Annotated in this window: 19 protein-coding genes, 1 tRNA gene and 1 pseudogene; 17 read left to right on the top strand and 4 right to left on the bottom strand. The window is 49.0% G+C overall.

All coding sequences use genetic code 11. The annotated features are described in order from the left end of the window. Positions 1-12 precede the first annotated feature (12 nt). From UNDKW_RS14580 to UNDKW_RS14540, 9 genes are all read left to right on the top strand, one after another. Positions 13-402: a hypothetical protein gene (locus UNDKW_RS14580; RefSeq protein WP_162059280.1), complete on the top strand. Its 390-nt coding sequence runs from the start codon at positions 13-15 to the stop codon at positions 400-402. Next, complete coding sequence (locus UNDKW_RS14575; protein WP_162059279.1) at positions 399-2282, top strand: hypothetical protein; 1884 nt, start codon at positions 399-401, stop codon at positions 2280-2282. Before UNDKW_RS14580 ends, UNDKW_RS14575 begins: the two co-directional genes overlap by 4 nt. Before the next feature lie 138 nt (positions 2283-2420). Then, positions 2421-2609, top strand: a complete 189-nt coding sequence (locus UNDKW_RS14570; protein WP_162059278.1) for a hypothetical protein — start codon at positions 2421-2423, stop codon at positions 2607-2609. A gap of 7 nt (positions 2610-2616) precedes the next feature. Next, the gene (locus UNDKW_RS14565; RefSeq protein WP_162059277.1) at positions 2617-3087 is read left to right on the top strand and encodes a hypothetical protein; all 471 of its coding nucleotides are present in this window, start codon (positions 2617-2619) and stop codon (positions 3085-3087) included. Continuing rightward, positions 3057-3257 (top strand): hypothetical protein, encoded by a 201-nt coding sequence (locus tag UNDKW_RS14560; protein ID WP_162059276.1) that lies wholly within the window; start codon positions 3057-3059, stop codon positions 3255-3257. Before UNDKW_RS14565 ends, UNDKW_RS14560 begins: the two co-directional genes overlap by 31 nt. Positions 3258-3272: 15 nt before the next feature. Beyond that, the gene (locus tag UNDKW_RS14555) at positions 3273-3602 is read left to right on the top strand and encodes a hypothetical protein (RefSeq protein WP_162059275.1); all 330 of its coding nucleotides are present in this window, start codon (positions 3273-3275) and stop codon (positions 3600-3602) included. Beyond that, positions 3599-4273 carry a hypothetical protein gene (locus UNDKW_RS14550; RefSeq protein ID WP_162059274.1) on the top strand — a complete coding sequence of 225 codons (675 nt, stop codon included), beginning with the start codon at positions 3599-3601 and terminating at the stop codon, positions 4271-4273. The genes UNDKW_RS14555 and UNDKW_RS14550 overlap by 4 nt, the downstream gene beginning before the upstream one ends. After that, on the top strand, positions 4270-4791 hold the full coding sequence (locus tag UNDKW_RS14545) for a hypothetical protein (RefSeq protein WP_162059273.1): 522 nt from the start codon (positions 4270-4272) through the stop codon (positions 4789-4791). The genes UNDKW_RS14550 and UNDKW_RS14545 overlap by 4 nt, the downstream gene beginning before the upstream one ends. Before the next feature lie 158 nt (positions 4792-4949). Next, positions 4950-5738, top strand: coding sequence for a DNA adenine methylase (locus UNDKW_RS14540; RefSeq protein WP_162059272.1), 789 nt, complete (start codon positions 4950-4952; stop codon positions 5736-5738). Positions 5739-5773: 35 nt separating this feature from the next. Here UNDKW_RS14540 and UNDKW_RS14535 read toward each other — a convergent pair whose 3' ends face one another. Together UNDKW_RS14535 and UNDKW_RS14530 are read right to left on the bottom strand one after the other, a co-directional pair. Then, complete coding sequence (locus tag UNDKW_RS14535) at positions 5774-6451, bottom strand: DNA adenine methylase (RefSeq protein ID WP_162059271.1); 678 nt, start codon at positions 6449-6451, stop codon at positions 5774-5776. Between the two features lie 193 nt (positions 6452-6644). After that, positions 6645-7397, bottom strand: a complete 753-nt coding sequence (locus UNDKW_RS14530) for a hypothetical protein (protein ID WP_162059270.1) — start codon at positions 7395-7397, stop codon at positions 6645-6647. Between the two features lie 187 nt (positions 7398-7584). Here UNDKW_RS14530 and UNDKW_RS14525 point away from each other — a divergent pair, with 187 nt between their 5' ends. Continuing rightward, the gene (locus UNDKW_RS14525) at positions 7585-7944 is read left to right on the top strand and encodes a hypothetical protein (protein ID WP_162059269.1); all 360 of its coding nucleotides are present in this window, start codon (positions 7585-7587) and stop codon (positions 7942-7944) included. 37 nt (positions 7945-7981) lie between these two features. On the opposite strand, the gene UNDKW_RS14520 is transcribed toward UNDKW_RS14525, so the two are convergent. Both UNDKW_RS14520 and UNDKW_RS14515 read right to left on the bottom strand, forming a co-directional pair. Further along, entirely contained in the window at positions 7982-8254 is a 273-nt protein-coding gene (locus UNDKW_RS14520) for a hypothetical protein (RefSeq protein ID WP_162059268.1), read from the bottom strand. Positions 8255-8364: 110 nt separating this feature from the next. Next, complete coding sequence (locus UNDKW_RS14515; RefSeq protein WP_162059267.1) at positions 8365-9375, bottom strand: site-specific integrase; 1011 nt, start codon at positions 9373-9375, stop codon at positions 8365-8367. Positions 9376-9448: 73 nt separating this feature from the next. Here UNDKW_RS14515 and dusA point away from each other — a divergent pair, with 73 nt between their 5' ends. The 7 genes and pseudogenes from dusA to UNDKW_RS31160 form a co-directional block, all read left to right on the top strand. Beyond that, positions 9449-10522, top strand: coding sequence for a tRNA dihydrouridine(20/20a) synthase DusA (gene dusA / locus UNDKW_RS14510; protein ID WP_255431553.1), 1074 nt, complete (start codon positions 9449-9451; stop codon positions 10520-10522). Between the two features lie 235 nt (positions 10523-10757). After that, complete coding sequence (locus tag UNDKW_RS14505) at positions 10758-11291, top strand: hypothetical protein (RefSeq protein WP_162059265.1); 534 nt, start codon at positions 10758-10760, stop codon at positions 11289-11291. Between the two features lie 167 nt (positions 11292-11458). Next, positions 11459-11534: transfer RNA gene (locus tag UNDKW_RS14500), tRNA-His, on the top strand. Between the two features lie 392 nt (positions 11535-11926). After that, on the top strand, positions 11927-12649 hold the full coding sequence (locus UNDKW_RS14495; protein WP_162059264.1) for a Crp/Fnr family transcriptional regulator: 723 nt from the start codon (positions 11927-11929) through the stop codon (positions 12647-12649). A gap of 222 nt (positions 12650-12871) precedes the next feature. Then, positions 12872-13681: a Crp/Fnr family transcriptional regulator gene (locus tag UNDKW_RS14490; RefSeq protein WP_162059263.1), complete on the top strand. Its 810-nt coding sequence runs from the start codon at positions 12872-12874 to the stop codon at positions 13679-13681. Positions 13682-14022: 341 nt separating this feature from the next. Next, entirely contained in the window at positions 14023-14835 is an 813-nt protein-coding gene (locus tag UNDKW_RS14485; RefSeq protein ID WP_162059262.1) for a Crp/Fnr family transcriptional regulator, read from the top strand. A gap of 69 nt (positions 14836-14904) precedes the next feature. Next, positions 14905-15402: pseudogene (locus UNDKW_RS31160) on the top strand (CHASE3 domain-containing protein); the annotation flags it as partial. Positions 15403-15459: the final 57 nt, after the last annotated feature.

Here is a 15459-nt window from a genome sequence, read left to right as displayed (position 1 = left end):
TTTACCGGTGAATTGACCATAACCATTACTAGCGCATCTGGCAGCGTGAGCTGCGGTGTAACGCAACCAGGAGAGGTAATAGAGATTGGCGAGTCGAAATTCGGCTCGACTGTCGGCATCATGTTTTTTGGTAAGAAAAAGCGTGATGATTGGGGTAACTGGGACGTCGAAGAGGGTGATGTCAGCAAGCGTCAGAGCCTGAAAGTCATTATCAAAAAAGCAGACTGGCAAAAGATCTACCGCCGTCTGATGTCGCTGACATCCATCCCATGCGCTTACATCGGCGTTGCTGAAATCGGCTATGAGCCTATGGTGCAGTACGGTTACTTCACCGATGCCACCATTGAGGTCAGTTATCCAACTGAGTATCTTTTATCTATTGAAATTGAAGGGCTTACATGACGCCTATAGAACCATTAAATCGATTTGCGGCTGATTTCAAAGCAAGAGTAAATAATTTGTTTATGACTGCTTTGAGTCTGTTCATTACAGAAGCAAATGCGCTTGAGACAAATGTGGTTGCCAGGCACACCAACATCATTGACAGACATAGCGACATCATTATCAAGCAGGGTCTGGTCGATGATGCATTGGCAAATGCAACAGGGCAGGCCGGTATTGCTACTGCTGCAGCAGCTACTGCGGTCAGCGCTCCTGGTACTTCGGCCACAAGCACAACTGCCAATACTCTTGCGCTTGGCCCTATGACTTTCTCCATTCAAACAGGAAAGTCGCTTTGTAAGGGGCTGTGGCTTTCAATTTGCGATACAGCCTCACCCACTGATAACAGTATGGACGCACAGATCAGTGCGTACAACGGCACTACGGGTCAATTGGATGTTTATGTTTATGCCTATAAAGGAGGAGGTACAAGAAATAATTGGAGCATCGCAGTAGGTGGCGCGCCCGCTGTTAAAGATTTTGGGCAAAACCTATCTACGACTACAGGTCTTGTTTATGGGTATTTCGGTGGTATTGTCAGAAATGACAATCTGACCGTGTCAGTAGTCGGTGGGACGCTGACGTTATCGGCAAATGCAACGAATTATATTGAATGTTCGTCTGCGGGTGTCGTATCTAAAAATACGGTTGCGTTTTCTTCAGGATCGTATCCCATCGCTAAAATTGTCACTGGAGCGACTGGCATTACTTCAATACAGGATGCAAGAGCATCGGCGCTGGTGGCTCCTACCAGTGTTGCAAATACGGTGCAGATTGGTAGCGTCATACCATTAAGTCAAACTGCTAATTTGGTTACCTTGAACGGCTGCGATTATCTGAAGACTGGCGTGCTGGCATCTGCGGGGTCATACCCGGCAGCGCCATTGCAAAATAGCTTCAGCGACACGACAAAGATCATCCCGTCCGGCAACTGGGGTGCCGTTGCGGCAGGCGGTGGTATTGCAGTCACTATCCAGAACGGCAGTGCAACAGGGCAGATATCGTATGACAACGGTAATAGCTGGGCACCAATCACATTGCCTTCAACCAGTTACCTGGCGATTACCTATGGTGCTGGTTTGTTCGTGGCGGTAGGCAGCAGCGTGTGCGCGACATCACCTGATGGCGTCAACTGGGCACCTCGCACGATTGCTGCACAGGCCTGGCAATCCGTTATTCATGATGGCACAAATTTTGTGGCTGTTAGCAGCGGCCCCAGCACGGTGGGTACTTATTCTGTAGATGGTTTTACTTGGTCGCCCAGTACAATGCCATCCTCACAAAACTGGGCATCCCTATGTTTTGGTGGTGGCTTGATACTCGCAACTCCAAATGCGAACGTTTCGAATGTATGTGCATCTTCTGCTGATCATGGTCAGACCTGGACTGCACGCACTTTGCCTCAGTCCTATAACCAATATGCCAAAAACTGCGCCTATGGCGCGGGTCTGTTTGTAGTCAATGCCCGTGACAACGGCGGTGGTTCGACAAGTAATACTTTTACATCGCCAGATTGCATCACCTGGACGCCGCGCAATCTGGGGGTCTCGGTCTCAGAAACAAAAACGCTCACCTTTGCTGGCGGTATGTTTTTGCTTACCAGGGCAGGTACCACATCTTGCTATACGTCGCCAGATGGCATCACATGGACTCCAAAAACCGCAGCCGTGACGCATTCAACGATAGCCACATGTGTTGCAAATGGTGGTCGTGTTATTGGCGTGCAAGGCTCCGGTGCTGTGGTGGATGTTTACACGATGGCTTACGGGCGTGGGTACCACATTGCCCTGTTTGCTGATTCACAAAATCAGGGATTACCCCTTTACATGAGGATGTCTTGACATGTCAATTGAACTGTTTGTAATCGATAGCGGTATTCCATTAGCGCAGCCTGATACATCAAAGCTGATCGATATTGGGCCATTCTTTGATCGATTTGGTGCGGCCAAGATGGCGGTGCTGACTTCGGGGATGTTGGTGTGCAAGCCATCATCAAGGATGCCCAAGTGCGCAAATGGATTGATTTAACAAATCCTGAGGTAGGTACTTCCCTGGATTACATCATGTCAAAAGTTGCGGCTGTCACGCCATCACTTAAGACAAGTATCTTAACCACGCCAGTGGCAGCAGCAGAAAATCTGGCGCTTTGCAAACTCTACTTTTCGTAGGTGATATATGCATGTTGCTTTTTATAGGGGTACTCGCCCTGGCTTTTCCGGGATATATAACCGGCTGGTGCGCTGGTGGACCAAGGGGCCGTACTCGCACTGTGAGCTGGTCTTTGATGACTGCATGTGCGCGTCGTCATCCTTCATGGATGGCGGCGTGCGCCTGAAGTACATCGAGTTCGACAGCCAGCGCTGGGACTTTGTCAATGTGCCAGACAGCTTGGCACCAGGCGCACTGCGCTGGTTCCGCGAACACCTGGGGGCCAAATATGACCTGAAAGGGAACTTTCATTTTCTGGTCAGCGCGGTAGGTGACGACAACGGGAAATGGTTTTGCAATGAGGCAGTAGGCGCTGCCCTTGGTATTAATCAGCCCTGGCGCTTTGATCCAAATTCCTTCTATGCGCTGCTGACTTCCGGTCTGATTAATGAAAGAAAGGACTGCGAATGCCTCCAGACAATGACGACCGGCTTTTAACAGATGCAGATGTAAAGGCAGTAGTGGACGCCCTGGAAAACCGCATCGTAGATCGCTTTTATAGCGATTTAGGCAAGGGCGTCTGGTCAGTCGTATGGAAAGCAATCATTATTTTCCTGGTTGGCCTCGCAGCAGCTGGTGCGGTTAAAGGTATCAAAATCACAAACTAAATTTGAAAGGTAATCATGAACACCATTAAGCGACTCGCGGCCAGGACCGCGATTTTTTTTGCCCTGACAATTCTCGCATTTGCCATCATGCGGCCCCTGACACATGTAACCGGCCACAGTGATGTACTGAAGTGCATGACGGCAGCCGCAGTGCTGGCCTGGGCTGAAATATCCATCATGTGGCTTCGTATTGCAGTGTCACCCAGGGTGGATGAACAAGATGCAGTACATGACGTGCATGAGCTGGCGCATCCGCTCTCCCTGGCAGTCCTATACTGTGCGCACTCGTTCAAATGGGCGGTACGGCTTGGCGCATTCATCTACCTGTATGCGGGGGTGTTGTGAACCGCTTTATAGCGCCTTTGGGCGCTTTTTTGCTATGGCTGGCCTTGTGTGTGCCAGCCATAGCGCAGAAAATGCCTGGCGATGCTGAGAAGCTGCTGCCATCGCTCAAGGTTGAGATAGATCAGTATTGGCCTGATCTGGCTCCCCGTGCATTCCTCCCGGCGCTGATTGAACAAGAAAGCCTCTGGAAGATTGGCGCTACCCTCAAGACATCGAGGGAGCTGGGCTGCGGCCTGGGCCAGTTCACGCGGGCAATCAATGCAGATGGCTCCACACGCTTTGATGCGCTGGCAGAGACCCGGTTGCTGCATCCATCACTGGCTGGGTGGTCATGGAAGGACTGCTATGCAGTGAAGTACCAGCTGCGGGCAGTGGTCATCAAGACACACCTGAGTGATGAGCGCTGCAGTGTTCTGCTCGATGGCCCAGATGATGTCAAGGCATGCGCTGCCGCCATACACAACGGCGGCCCCGGCAGCATCAGCAAGCGCATAAAGTTGTGTGATGTCACGCCTGGCTGTGATTCGCGCAAGTGGTTCAGTCACCTTGAGCGACAGTGTCCGCAGTCACGTGTAAAGGTGCAGGGCTACGGCGAAGACTTTTGCACGATCAACAGCCGGTATCCGTCCAGAGTGTTTGCCCGGATGCCCAAATATGAGGGGCGACTATGAGCCTGCTTTCTTATGTAGTGCCAGGCTGGTTACGCCTGGTTGCTGTAGCCGTTATAGCCGGTGCCATGTTCCTGCTCGGTCAATTGCATGGCGAGCGCGTCGCCGGTGAATTCCATAACGATTACATCTCCAAGCAGGCCAGCCAGACTGTTGCCATCGGCAAGGCACAAACCAAAGTCGTGACCGAAACGCAAACGGTTTATAAAGACCGTTTTATAGAAGTGTATGAACAAGGGGAAAAAAATGAACAAGATGCGCCTGCATTTGTTACGGCCAGTGATAGTGCTGCTTGCGTTATCAATGCTGGCTTCGTGCGCAACTACAACGCCGCCTGGGCGGGTAACGATACCGGACCTCCCGCCAGTGCTGACCGAGAACCCGCCGGAGTTTCGCTCACTGACGTTGCAGAAACAACTGCGCACAATGCAACCAGTTGCATCGCCTGGCGTGAGCAAGCGCTAGGGCTGCGAGACTTTTATAAAAAGCTCCAGGTGGTAACGAATACCCCACAGGAATAGTGCAGACGTCTGCACAAAGCAAAAAAGAACAGAGCGCCGGAGTAAGTTGCGCGAACAACCTATACCGGCCTCAATCCACTGCATGCACAGTGAACCGAGCAAGGCTCTGCCACCTCGCGAGGCGGGCAAAGTCTAGCACAATCAATAAGGTTTACTCAATGGCAATGCCTATCATTCCCTGGATCGGCGGCAAGCGTCGCTTGGCCGACAAGCTGATCCCTAATTTCCCTCCCCATAGCTGCTACGTTGAAGTTTTCGCGGGCGGGGCGGCTTTGTACTTCATGCGGCAACCGGCTGAAGTCGAAGTCATTAACGACATCAACGGCGAGCTGGTCAACCTGTACCGGGTCGTCAAGAATCACATGGAAGAGTTTGTGCGCCAATACAAGTACGCACTATCGAGCCGGGATGTGTTTAAGTGGCAACAGGAAACCCCGCCACAGACACTTACCGATATTCAGCGGGCAGCACGCTTTTTTTACCTGCAGCAGCATGCTTTTGGCGGCAAAGTGGACGGCCAGACATGGGGGACTGCCACCACGGCCCCTCCATTGAATTTTATGCGCATCGAAGAAAACATCTCTGCAGCGCACCTCCGCTTGGCTTCTGCTTATATCGAAAACATGGACTGGCACAAGCTAATGCTGCGCTATGACCGGCCACACACGTTCTTTTACCTGGACCCGCCATACTGGGAAACGGAAGGCTACGGTGTGGATTTTGGGATCGAGCAATATGAACTGATGGCCGACACGCTCAAGACGTTAAAAGGCAAGGCCATCATCAGCCTGAACGATCACCCGGATATCCGTCGCATATTTGCGGACTTTGAGATCGATACTGTGCCGATAAAGTATAGCGTCGGGGGTGGCGGTAAGGCCGTGGACAGGTTGGAAGTGATTATTTATTCATGGGATCGCGCAAGTGATCCAGTAGGACTCTTTTAAAAGGGAATTCAGCCGTCGACCATAGTCAAAATCAACTATGTGCCGCTCACCTCAAGCATTGCTGCCAGTATGGCCAGGCGCTCTCCTGGTGGCAATGCCCTATAATTATCTGCCCATCGAGCCGCCTTCCGCTTAATTCTCTGGCGCTCAGCAAATCCCTCTCCCGCGTACGTCGCCCAGTGCGCAGCACCCGCATCAAAACTCATCCATAGTTTCTCAGTGCGCGGCCCACCTCGCGTCATCACTTGAAATTCTACTGACCTCCATCCCTCTAAGATCGTATCGTAAAGCGCTGACGGATAACCCGACAGCATCACAGCCGCACCGGCCTCAGAAAGCCCGCGCAGAACGGCAAGCAGTTCCCTATGGTCGTCATCAGTGTATTCATGTTTGTAGCGGTGGCGTGACGTTCTGGTGCTCAGCAAGTAGGGCGGGTCTGCATAGATCAGCACGCGACCGGCGCAAGTGAAGTCAAACTGCTTCAAGTATGTTAGGGCGTCGCCCTGGTGCAGTTCAGTGCCTGGATTGTCTTTGCGGTATAGATCAATGACGGCCTGGTCCATGTCAATGCCGATAGACCGGTTTGCACCTGGCTTGCGAGACATGACAGCGCCACTTCCTAAATGCGTTTCAATATACGTGTCGTGCGGCGGCATATTGGCAATGATTACCTGATACGCGCCGCTTGCCGCCTTTGATCCCAAATACCCCATGCAGGCCCACCATAGATATAAATGACTATGTCGGCCAGTATAGTTATCGATGACTATGCAGGCAAGCTAAGAATGGAAAGTTCCTGCAGCATAGTCGTCAATGGCTATGCCTGCCGGATCCCATAGACATTGACGACTATGCTCGATGCGCACCTGGTGGCATAGTCGTTTTAATCTATGGTCGGGTTTTTGGTTAAAGCAGTTTATAGACAATGACTGCAACGGCACTTGTGGCTATCAGATAGCCAAAAACTACCTCACTGAATTCCCAATTAAAAATCGACTTTAGAAACGATGCGAAAGTTTTAGTATAAAAAGTGTACTTTGAAAATACTACATGCGCAGTTGTTTGAAAAAATAGTGTCCTACTCGATTTATAGTCGCCGGTATTGTGTAGCGAAGTTTCAAAGGCCGATGTGATATGCGATGCAAGTTCCGCTTCGACGTCCACGGTTATAATTCCATCAAATTCTATATTTACTATTATGTTATCGATGTAGTCTTTTTTTAACCGCGAATCAAAATCGCTATCGAACGAAACTGCTTTTACTTTGAATTTTTCCGGTAACGGTTTCCATGAGCTATTCACAAATGGTGTGAACATCACAGAGCCCAAGTAGGTTTTTTGGTCGTAGAGATATTTTTCTATAATGATTCTGGAGTCATGTCTCTTTATATTATGGAAAATTTCGCGTCTCTTTGCCTTCCATACTTCCCACGTTTCCAGTGTGGATTTAGACACTTTGAATCGATAAAACAAATACAGCCAAACTACAAGCAGCACAGGCCATAACCGTTCTTTATTGGCTATGTTGGCTTTTAATAGTAAGGGCTGAACTTCTTCGATTTTGATGCCAAGGAAAAATGCAATCAAAATTGCGGTGCAAAAAGCTACAAGGTTGCGGCGGACTTTATCCGAAGTGTCGTCCATCATTGCCTGTGTCATTTGTGAAATCCTTTCTCAATTAAACAATTGACAAACAATATCATCCGCCACAAAACATTATCAATAAGAAAAGAAATTTAACCATCTCAGCGTAACAACTCACAGCAGCTCATGTTGGCTAAGTCTTGGACAACTTTCTAAAGTTAGTTGATACTGATTGTATGTACAGTAATTGCAGGATGGTTGTATGAATGTGAAAGTATCAAAAATGCGCTGCATGGGCGTGGCCCAGGACAGGGATACTATAGAAAGTAAGTTTAGATATGGCTTACTATCAATGGGTGAGGCACCAAAAGATGAGGTCAGATTTAGAACTTTACGCCTGGCATGTTTTAAGCATGGCTCGATTCAACAGTGGAGCGAATACCTGTATGAGCCTGAGTTAGTATGGATCAGGGCAGACAGGTTCATGCTAAGTGGCTTTGAGCGAATCCAATCAGGTGACTATCACGTCGAATACACACAATCCTGGATGATAATTATCACTGACAATCAGAATGAAAAATTTGCGTTTAAAGCCAGTGCAGAGGCGCTGGCTTTAAAGTAGCTGATGACATAGCGAAATGGGTAAACGACTGCCGGTGTCATTGAGGTAGCTGCATTACCTTTGCGATGGTTTTGGCCTTATTTTCCATGGCCTTGCACTTTAATTCTGCCTGTGCCATGTCTTCCTTGGCCTCATTAAAAGCTTTTTGTGTGCCTAATTGGTGGGCGAATACGTCCTTGTGGGCTGCATCAATGAAGGCTGTTACACAATCCTCCTTGCTTTTCTCTAGGGATACAATCGTGCTGAATGCCGTTACTTGATATAGCAGAACACAACCACCCAAAAAACCAGCCATTCCAATCTTCAACATACCAACCCCCTATATTAAATTGTTGCTGCACATCAATATTTAATCATAGTTTGCAGTCGTTTTAGTGGCTTAAACGCAACGTTAAGCAAATACAAAATTCAATCGAGTAATTAAGCGCGATGCAAATCTTTTGCTCGCAACTGCACGTACCTGCTTAACATCTTCCAGGAGCGGTGGCCTGATACCAGTGCTACCTGCTCTATGGAGTAGCCTTTTTCAAACAGTCTGCTTACTCCTTCGTGTCGCAAATCGTGGAACCGTAGGTCAACAATGCCTAATTCCTTGCAGGCACGGGGAAACAAGCTGCTGGGCGTCCCGATAGCGATTGGAAAAATTCTATCATCTGTCCTGGGCATCGATTTAATTATTTTAAATGCATCACCCAGTAGCGGCACCTCTTGATCATTCCCCTGTTTCTCTGTCGGATGTTTCCGGTCCCTAATAATAATAGTGCGGTCTGCCTCGTTTAAATCATCCCATTTCAGATTGAGAATTTCTCCCAGGCGCATGGCCGTCTCAATGGCAAAAAGTATCAGGGGTTCCATTGGTACCTTCTGACGTACCTTTGTGGTGAAATAAAGACAAATATCGTCAATCTCTTTGGTGGTTGGTCGGCGCTCTCGTTCTTTGCTTTTGGTTGATACACCTAAATATCTGAGGCTGGTGCGTGCAGACTGAACAACATCCGTGTCCACGGGCATGCGCCAAAGCTCTTTTGCCGTTGTCAGTACGACGCCAAGATAGGCAAGCTCGACTGCGATGGTCGTACCTTTTACTGTTCTCGCCCTTGTCCTGGTCCATTCAATCAGCATGTCGCCGGTTAATTCTGAGAGCGGCCTGTCACCGAACCGAAGTTTCCAGACTCTCAATACATCGGCCTTATTTCTTCTGAATGGCTTGATTGCGCCAATTTCCTCGACGTATCGATCTATTAGCTGCCCAAGTGTTACGTGTGCCAGGCTACGGGCATCTTTAAACTGGAGGCTGTCAATTCTGGTCTCAATATCCCTGGCCCACTTTTCCGCAGCACCCTTTGTCCCAAACGATTTGCTGATAGACTTATGACCTTTGCGGCGAATATCCGCAACCCATGATCCATTCCGTAACCGTATTGATGCCATACCCGCTCCGTAATCCGTAATTTCTCCGTAATGAGCGCGTAAAATAGCATAATATTGATTAAGTTTAAATAAGATTGAAGCCGTAAGAAATGACGTTCTCCATAGAGAAAACCCCAGTAAAGCCCCCAGAACTGTTAGTGTAGCCCCGATGCTGGATTGGACTGACAGGCACTGCCGCCAGTTCCACCGCCATATCACCCGCAATACCTGGTTGTACACCGAAATGGTGACAACCGGCTCACTCCTGTATGGTGATGTGCAACGCCATCTTGAATTTAATCCTGGTGAGCATCCGGTTGCCCTGCAGCTAGGGGGCAGTGAGCTTGCTGATCTCGCGCATGCCGCCAAGCTTGGTGAGCAATGGGGTTATGATGAAATCAATCTGAATTGCGGTTGCCCGTCTGAGCGTGTGCAAAAGGGGGCATTTGGTGCCTGCCTGATGGCAGAGCCGCAATTGGTTGCTGACAGCGTCAAGGCGATGAAAGACGTGGTCTCTATCGACGTCACAGTCAAGCATCGCATCGGCATCAATGAAGTCGATTCTTATGGATTCATGCGTGATTTTGTCGGCACCGTTGCTGATGCCGGCTGCAAGACCTTTATTGTTCATGCGCGCAATGCGATACTCAAGGGTTTGTCGCCCAAAGAAAACCGTGAAATTCCGCCGCTCAAATATGACTATGCGTATCGCCTGAAAAAAGAATTTCCTGATCTGGAAATCATTTTGAACGGCGGCATCAAAACCCTCGAAGACATGGATTTGCACCTGCAACATGTAGATGGAGTCATGATAGGGCGTGAGGCTTATCACAATCCCTATTTCATGGCGAGTTTTGACGAGCGCTATTATGGTGATACTACGCCGGTGAAAAGCAGGGAAGAAATTCTGCAGCACATGATTCCCTACATCTATCAACAACTGGAATTGTATGGCAATGGCGGCAAAGGCCTGCGCCTGAATACGGTGATCCGCCACATGCTGGGACTGATGATGGGCCTGGTCGGTGCGCGTGTTTTTCGCCAGATACTGTCAGACAGTAAAAGACTTGCATCTGGTCAGCCAGAGTTGCTGCTGGAGGCTGCGTTAGCCATGAAAAGTGTAACTACCTTCGACCGCGGGCAAGAAGTGCAAGCCTCTGCTGCATGATCATGATTGAATGTGTTTGAGAGTCAAAGTTCAAGTCTGATACATGAGCTAATTTGTAAATGAAACCCGAGTATTCGTAAGAATTTGTAATACATGGTGGAGTTGGGTTCTTGTCGGAATATATTGATTATGTTTCATTGCACGCTCCTTCAACTCACTACCTCAGTGAGATTTCGCCTACGCATTTATTTGCGTGGGCTTTTTTATGCCCGCTACTTTTATTGGCAGGAATGATATGCACACTATCAACTTACGCAAAATAGCTTTATTCGCTTGTTTCACCCTGTTTGCCTCCTTCGCACATGCAACGCCAGTCATGGAAGTGCGCTTGGATAATTTACTCGCCAAAGCAGGGGAGTTGAAGAAGGAATTGAACCTGAATGACAATCAGCAATTGCTATGGCAGCAGACGGAAAGCAAGCTGACGTCCATGCAACATCAGCGCGATGTCCGTCGTAATCGCCTGCAATCCGAGCTGGAGTTGCGGCTGGAGCAAAGCAATATCGAATTGCGTGAGCTGAACCCGCAGATAGAGCAGGAAGAGCAAACTACATTGCAAGAAAACAAGCAAATCCGCGAGTTGGTACTGACCCTGAACGATGCGCTGGATGACAAGCAGCGTCAGACCCTGCAATTGTTTATCAATGCTTCCTTGCGCGCCACCGCAGACGCGCCCAAGGCCAAACGCCCGGATAGCGGCGAGGCTCCACAGCGCAAAGGCGGTATGGGGCGCCAGCGTGAGGGCGCTGGAAGTGGTGGCAAATTCTGATCAATCCATCGTGTTCAGCAGGCCGTAACGTGGTGTCGAGAGGGCTTGTGAAGTTGATGGCTTGAGTGGCAATGAACGGGATTACCAAGAATGCTATTGCCAGCAAGCCAAATTCCTCGTATAATGCGTAGCTCTCTTGCACTGCAATATTTGTGCTCGATACAGTGGTGGCCGTAGCTCAGTTGGTAGAGTCCAGGATTGTGATTCCTGTTGTCGTGGGTTCGAACCCCATCGGTCACCCCAGAATTCGCTAAGAAAATCAATTGCTTAGCTTCAAAAAGCCCGGTTAATTACCGGGCTTTTTGCTTTCTCAGTTTCTTATCCAGATGACGTCGCTTTATTGGGTTGTCATTCCATACTATTTCAAGAAAATTGAACAGATCCCGTGAGGCTTGAGCGCCAGTTCTATGACCGCTTTTGCTCTTCAGTTGAACTAAAAATGATCTAGGTTTTCTTGATGAATTACCTGTTTCTTGCGGTGTTTCAGATAATATTTCGATAAATCACTTATTCCTGGTGATATGTGTGCGCAAGCGCGCATAAAATTTTTGCATGGCGTGATAGGCTTGCGCTCCGCTACCCGGCTTTGTCTGTGTGACAAAATCTCTGGTGGAATTTTGAGGCCAAAAACGTTAATGCACACTTCCCCCAGTCCTATGCATAATCATCTGCTCGCTGCACTGCCAGTAGCGGAGTTTGCGTCACTATCGGGTGGGCTTGAACTGACTTCCATGGCTGTTGGTGATGTTTTGTATGAGGCAGGAGTGCGTCAGCAATTCGTCTATTTCCCTACGTCAGCCATCGTTTCATTGCTCTATGTATTGGAGGATGGCGTGTCTGCCGAGATTGCTGCCGTTGGCCATGAAGGTGTGGTTGGCATATCCCTGTTTATGGGAGGGGACACGACACCTAACCGTGCAGTTGTACAAAGCGCTGGTTTTGCCTATAGGCTCAAGGGGCAGTTGCTAAAGCAGGAATTTGACCGCGCGGGTCCTTTGTTGCGGGTCTTGTTGCGCTATACGCAGGCACTCATCACGCAAATGACGCAGACGGCCATTTGCAATTTGCATCATACAGTAGAGCAGCAACTATGTCGCTGGCTGCTGCTGAGCCTGGACAGGCTATCTTCAGAGTCGGTGAATATTACCCAGCAGAGAATTGCCAATGCTCTGGGAGTGCGTCGTGAACGTGTCACTGAGGCGGCAGGTAATTTGCAGCGCGCCGGTCTGATTTGTTATAGCCGTGGCGCTATTGTTGTACTCGACAGAGCAGGGCTGGAAAAAGTGGTTTGCGAATGTTATTTCGTCATACAAAATGAATTTACACGACTATTAACTTCCATTCCTTTTCAACAATGAACTCGTTTTAGTCTGCCGTGCGACAAACGGCTTGCCCAAGGTTGATATATCCTGCGTAATAGCAAGACTAGTGCCGATTTTTTCAATAAGTTGACATAAATCGAACTTATATGCGCGATGGCGCACATACGCCAGCCTCATACCTGCTACTTTGTGGATAGACAATCCAGTCTATACAACCCATGCCACTCGCAACTGAGTTGGCTGCTCAGAGCCCTGCCCATGACCATTCCGCATAATCCTTTGCAAAATCACCTGCTCGCTGCTTTGCCGCAAGCAGAGTTTGATCGCCTTTCCCTGCATTTGGAATTGGTGGAAATGCCGCTGGGACAGACCTTGTATGAAGCTGGTGGTACCCTGAATTACGTCTATTTTCCGACCACGTCCATCGTGTCGCTGCTGTATGTGCTTGAGAGCGGTGCTTCTGCTGAAATAGCCATAGTTGGTAATGAGGGTATACTTGGCATTTCTCTCTTTATGGGTGGCGAAACCACGCCCAGCCGTGCAGTGGTGCAATGTGCAGGCTATGGCTATCGCCTCAAGGCGCAGTATCTGAAGGACGAATTTAACCGCGCCGGACCGTTTTTGCGGCTCTTGCTGCGCTATACCCAGGCGCTGATCACACAAATGACGCAAACCGCTGTATGCAATCGCCATCATTCCATAGAGCAGCAACTTTGCCGTTGGCTACTATTGAGTCTGGATCGTCTGCCTTCAGATTCTGTTTCCATGACGCAGGAATTGATAGCCAATATGCTGGGTGTCAGGCGTGAGGGGGTAACTGCTGCTGCGGGCAATATACAAAGACTGGGTTTGATACAGTACAGTCGCGGGCGTATTGATGTAGTAGATCGCCCCGGTCTGGAGAAGGTGGTCTGTGAATGTTACGCCGTTGTCAAGCTGGAATTCGATCGTCTAATTGATGATATTCCTCGCGGTGATCCTTTGCATGTCTTGGGTGAGTCAGACCGTCGTGCTGCGGTGATTCGTCCTGCGTCTCGGCAAGTAGGATCGGGTAGGAAAGACAATTGAACATAACAGTATTTTTTTAAAAAAGTATTTTCAGCCAAATCTTCCGGATGAATAGCGGATTTCCCGCTGTATGTACGCTAGCGCACGTAACTATTTTTGTGAAACTGTCATAGTCTAGCTTCCATTATTTGGCAGGAATGGCGCTCGTTTAAGCAAGTGAAATAAGCTAAGTTGCTGAGAGCCACTGAGTTTTCTTTGCATTATTATTTCTATATGTGTGATATCGAACAGACACTATGCGCCTAAGCGCCATAGAGTCGGGTTGCTGGGTATGCTGAGCAGATTTTGTTGGCTCGTTTGCGCGCCTCGGGCTCCCTTATAAATTTATGCAGGAATTCGATATGGACAGTCCTATAGACCCGAATCAAAATCATTTGCTGGCAGCATTACTCGATACCGAATTTGATCGCCTGGCACCGTATCTTGAGTTGGTGCCCATGTTGCTCGGCGATGTCTTGTACGAATCAGGTGGTAAGCTGCAATATGTATATTTTCCGGTAACTGCAATTGTTTCCCTTCATTATTTGCTGGAAAACGGAGGCTCCTCGGAAATAGCCGGTGTCGGTAACGAGGGGTTGGTCGGAATTTCACTGTTTATGGGGGGCGACACCACGCCCAGTCGTGCGATTGTACAAACTGGCGGACATGGATATCGCCTCAAAGCGCATATCTTGCTGGAAGAGTTTAACCGTGCTGGCCCGGTATTACGCTTATTACTGCGTTATACCCAGGCCCTGATCACGCAAATGTCCCAAACTGCAGTATGTAACCGCCATCACTCCGTCGAGCAGCAACTATGCCGCTGGCTCTTGCTGACGCTGGACCGCATGTCAGGCAATGACCTGACGATTACCCAGGAGTTGATTGCTAATATGCTGGGTGTGCGGCGCGAAGGTGTGACTGAAGCTGCGGGCAGGTTGCAGAATTACGGTTTTATCAGTTACCGGCGGGGACATATTCATGTCATCAACCGTGTGGGGCTGGAAGAGCATGTATGTGAGTGTTATGGCGTGGTAAAAAAAGAATTTGCCCGCCTGCTGTCAGATGTCTTGCAGCGTCAGGGAAAAGCCATACCTGTTGCATCTGCCCCCATTGTCAGAAAAACCGGCTATGCGCAGAACAGCGTACAGAGCAATATACAGGGCTGCATATAGAGCAGAGCAGGTCTCTGAATACTGGCCGGAATTTCCAATTTGCTGAAGGATTGCTGTGAATGAAAATATATGAAGGCAATCTCGGTAGAGCGCCTGACCCTGATCGGCTTTGGTATCACCTTGCTGGCCTTGCTGATGATAGGGGGCATAGCCTGGAATATTGCTGTCCCTTTTGATGCGGTCAAGTCCATAGACCATACCCGCAAGATCATCGATGATTTCAATGAACTGAGTGCCAAACTGTCAGAGGCGGAGAACGGGCAAAAAGCTTATTTTCTGACCAGGGAAGATGCTTTCATCAAACAGCGCAATAGTCAATTTGACGAAATAGCGATTGTTATTCAGCATCTGCGTGGATTGACAATCGACAATGTTCAGCAACAGACACGCATACAGCAGTTGCAAAAGGCCGTTGACGAAAGAGTTGTCGTCATGCGGGAAAGTCAAAAGCAATTTGATGCGCATGGTTTTGCTGCTGCCAGGGCTTTGTTTCATACTGGGCTGCTGACATCGGCCAAAGTGCAAAATATTTTGACTGAAGCGGTTGTCGATGAGCAGGTCCTGCTCGATGAACGTAAATTAAAAGCAGCATTTCGCATCAAGCTCGTCGTTGGCAGTGTCGCT

Source organism: Undibacterium sp. KW1, assembly GCF_009937955.1.
Lineage (GTDB): Bacteria > Pseudomonadota > Gammaproteobacteria > Burkholderiales > Burkholderiaceae_D > Undibacterium.
Note: the sequence above shows the minus strand (reverse complement) of the source record. Positions and strands in the feature narration are given on the sequence as shown.

Bases quoted from the DNA above. Each gene is read 5' to 3' on its own strand.
- UNDKW_RS14540 (WP_162059272.1), top strand. From the start codon at position 4,950: ATGGCAATGCCTATCATTCCCTGGATCGGCGGCAAGCGTCGCTTGGCC.
- UNDKW_RS14515 (WP_162059267.1), bottom strand. From the start codon at position 9,375: ATGGCATCAATACGGTTACGGAATGGATCATGGGTTGCGGATATTCGC.
- UNDKW_RS14535 (WP_162059271.1), bottom strand. From the start codon at position 6,451: ATGGGGTATTTGGGATCAAAGGCGGCAAGCGGCGCGTATCAGGTAATC.
- UNDKW_RS14485 (WP_162059262.1), top strand. From the start codon at position 14,023: ATGGACAGTCCTATAGACCCGAATCAAAATCATTTGCTGGCAGCATTA.
- UNDKW_RS14525 (WP_162059269.1), top strand. From the start codon at position 7,585: ATGAATGTGAAAGTATCAAAAATGCGCTGCATGGGCGTGGCCCAGGAC.
- UNDKW_RS14490 (WP_162059263.1), top strand. From the start codon at position 12,872: ATGACCATTCCGCATAATCCTTTGCAAAATCACCTGCTCGCTGCTTTG.
- UNDKW_RS14495 (WP_162059264.1), top strand. From the start codon at position 11,927: ATGCACACTTCCCCCAGTCCTATGCATAATCATCTGCTCGCTGCACTG.
- UNDKW_RS14555 (WP_162059275.1), top strand. From the start codon at position 3,273: ATGAACACCATTAAGCGACTCGCGGCCAGGACCGCGATTTTTTTTGCC.
- UNDKW_RS14575 (WP_162059279.1), top strand. From the start codon at position 399: ATGACGCCTATAGAACCATTAAATCGATTTGCGGCTGATTTCAAAGCA.
- UNDKW_RS14560 (WP_162059276.1), top strand. From the start codon at position 3,057: ATGCCTCCAGACAATGACGACCGGCTTTTAACAGATGCAGATGTAAAG.
- UNDKW_RS14505 (WP_162059265.1), top strand. From the start codon at position 10,758: ATGCACACTATCAACTTACGCAAAATAGCTTTATTCGCTTGTTTCACC.
- UNDKW_RS14530 (WP_162059270.1), bottom strand. From the start codon at position 7,397: ATGACACAGGCAATGATGGACGACACTTCGGATAAAGTCCGCCGCAAC.
- UNDKW_RS14565 (WP_162059277.1), top strand. From the start codon at position 2,617: ATGCATGTTGCTTTTTATAGGGGTACTCGCCCTGGCTTTTCCGGGATA.
- UNDKW_RS14520 (WP_162059268.1), bottom strand. From the start codon at position 8,254: ATGTTGAAGATTGGAATGGCTGGTTTTTTGGGTGGTTGTGTTCTGCTA.
- UNDKW_RS14545 (WP_162059273.1), top strand. From the start codon at position 4,270: ATGAGCCTGCTTTCTTATGTAGTGCCAGGCTGGTTACGCCTGGTTGCT.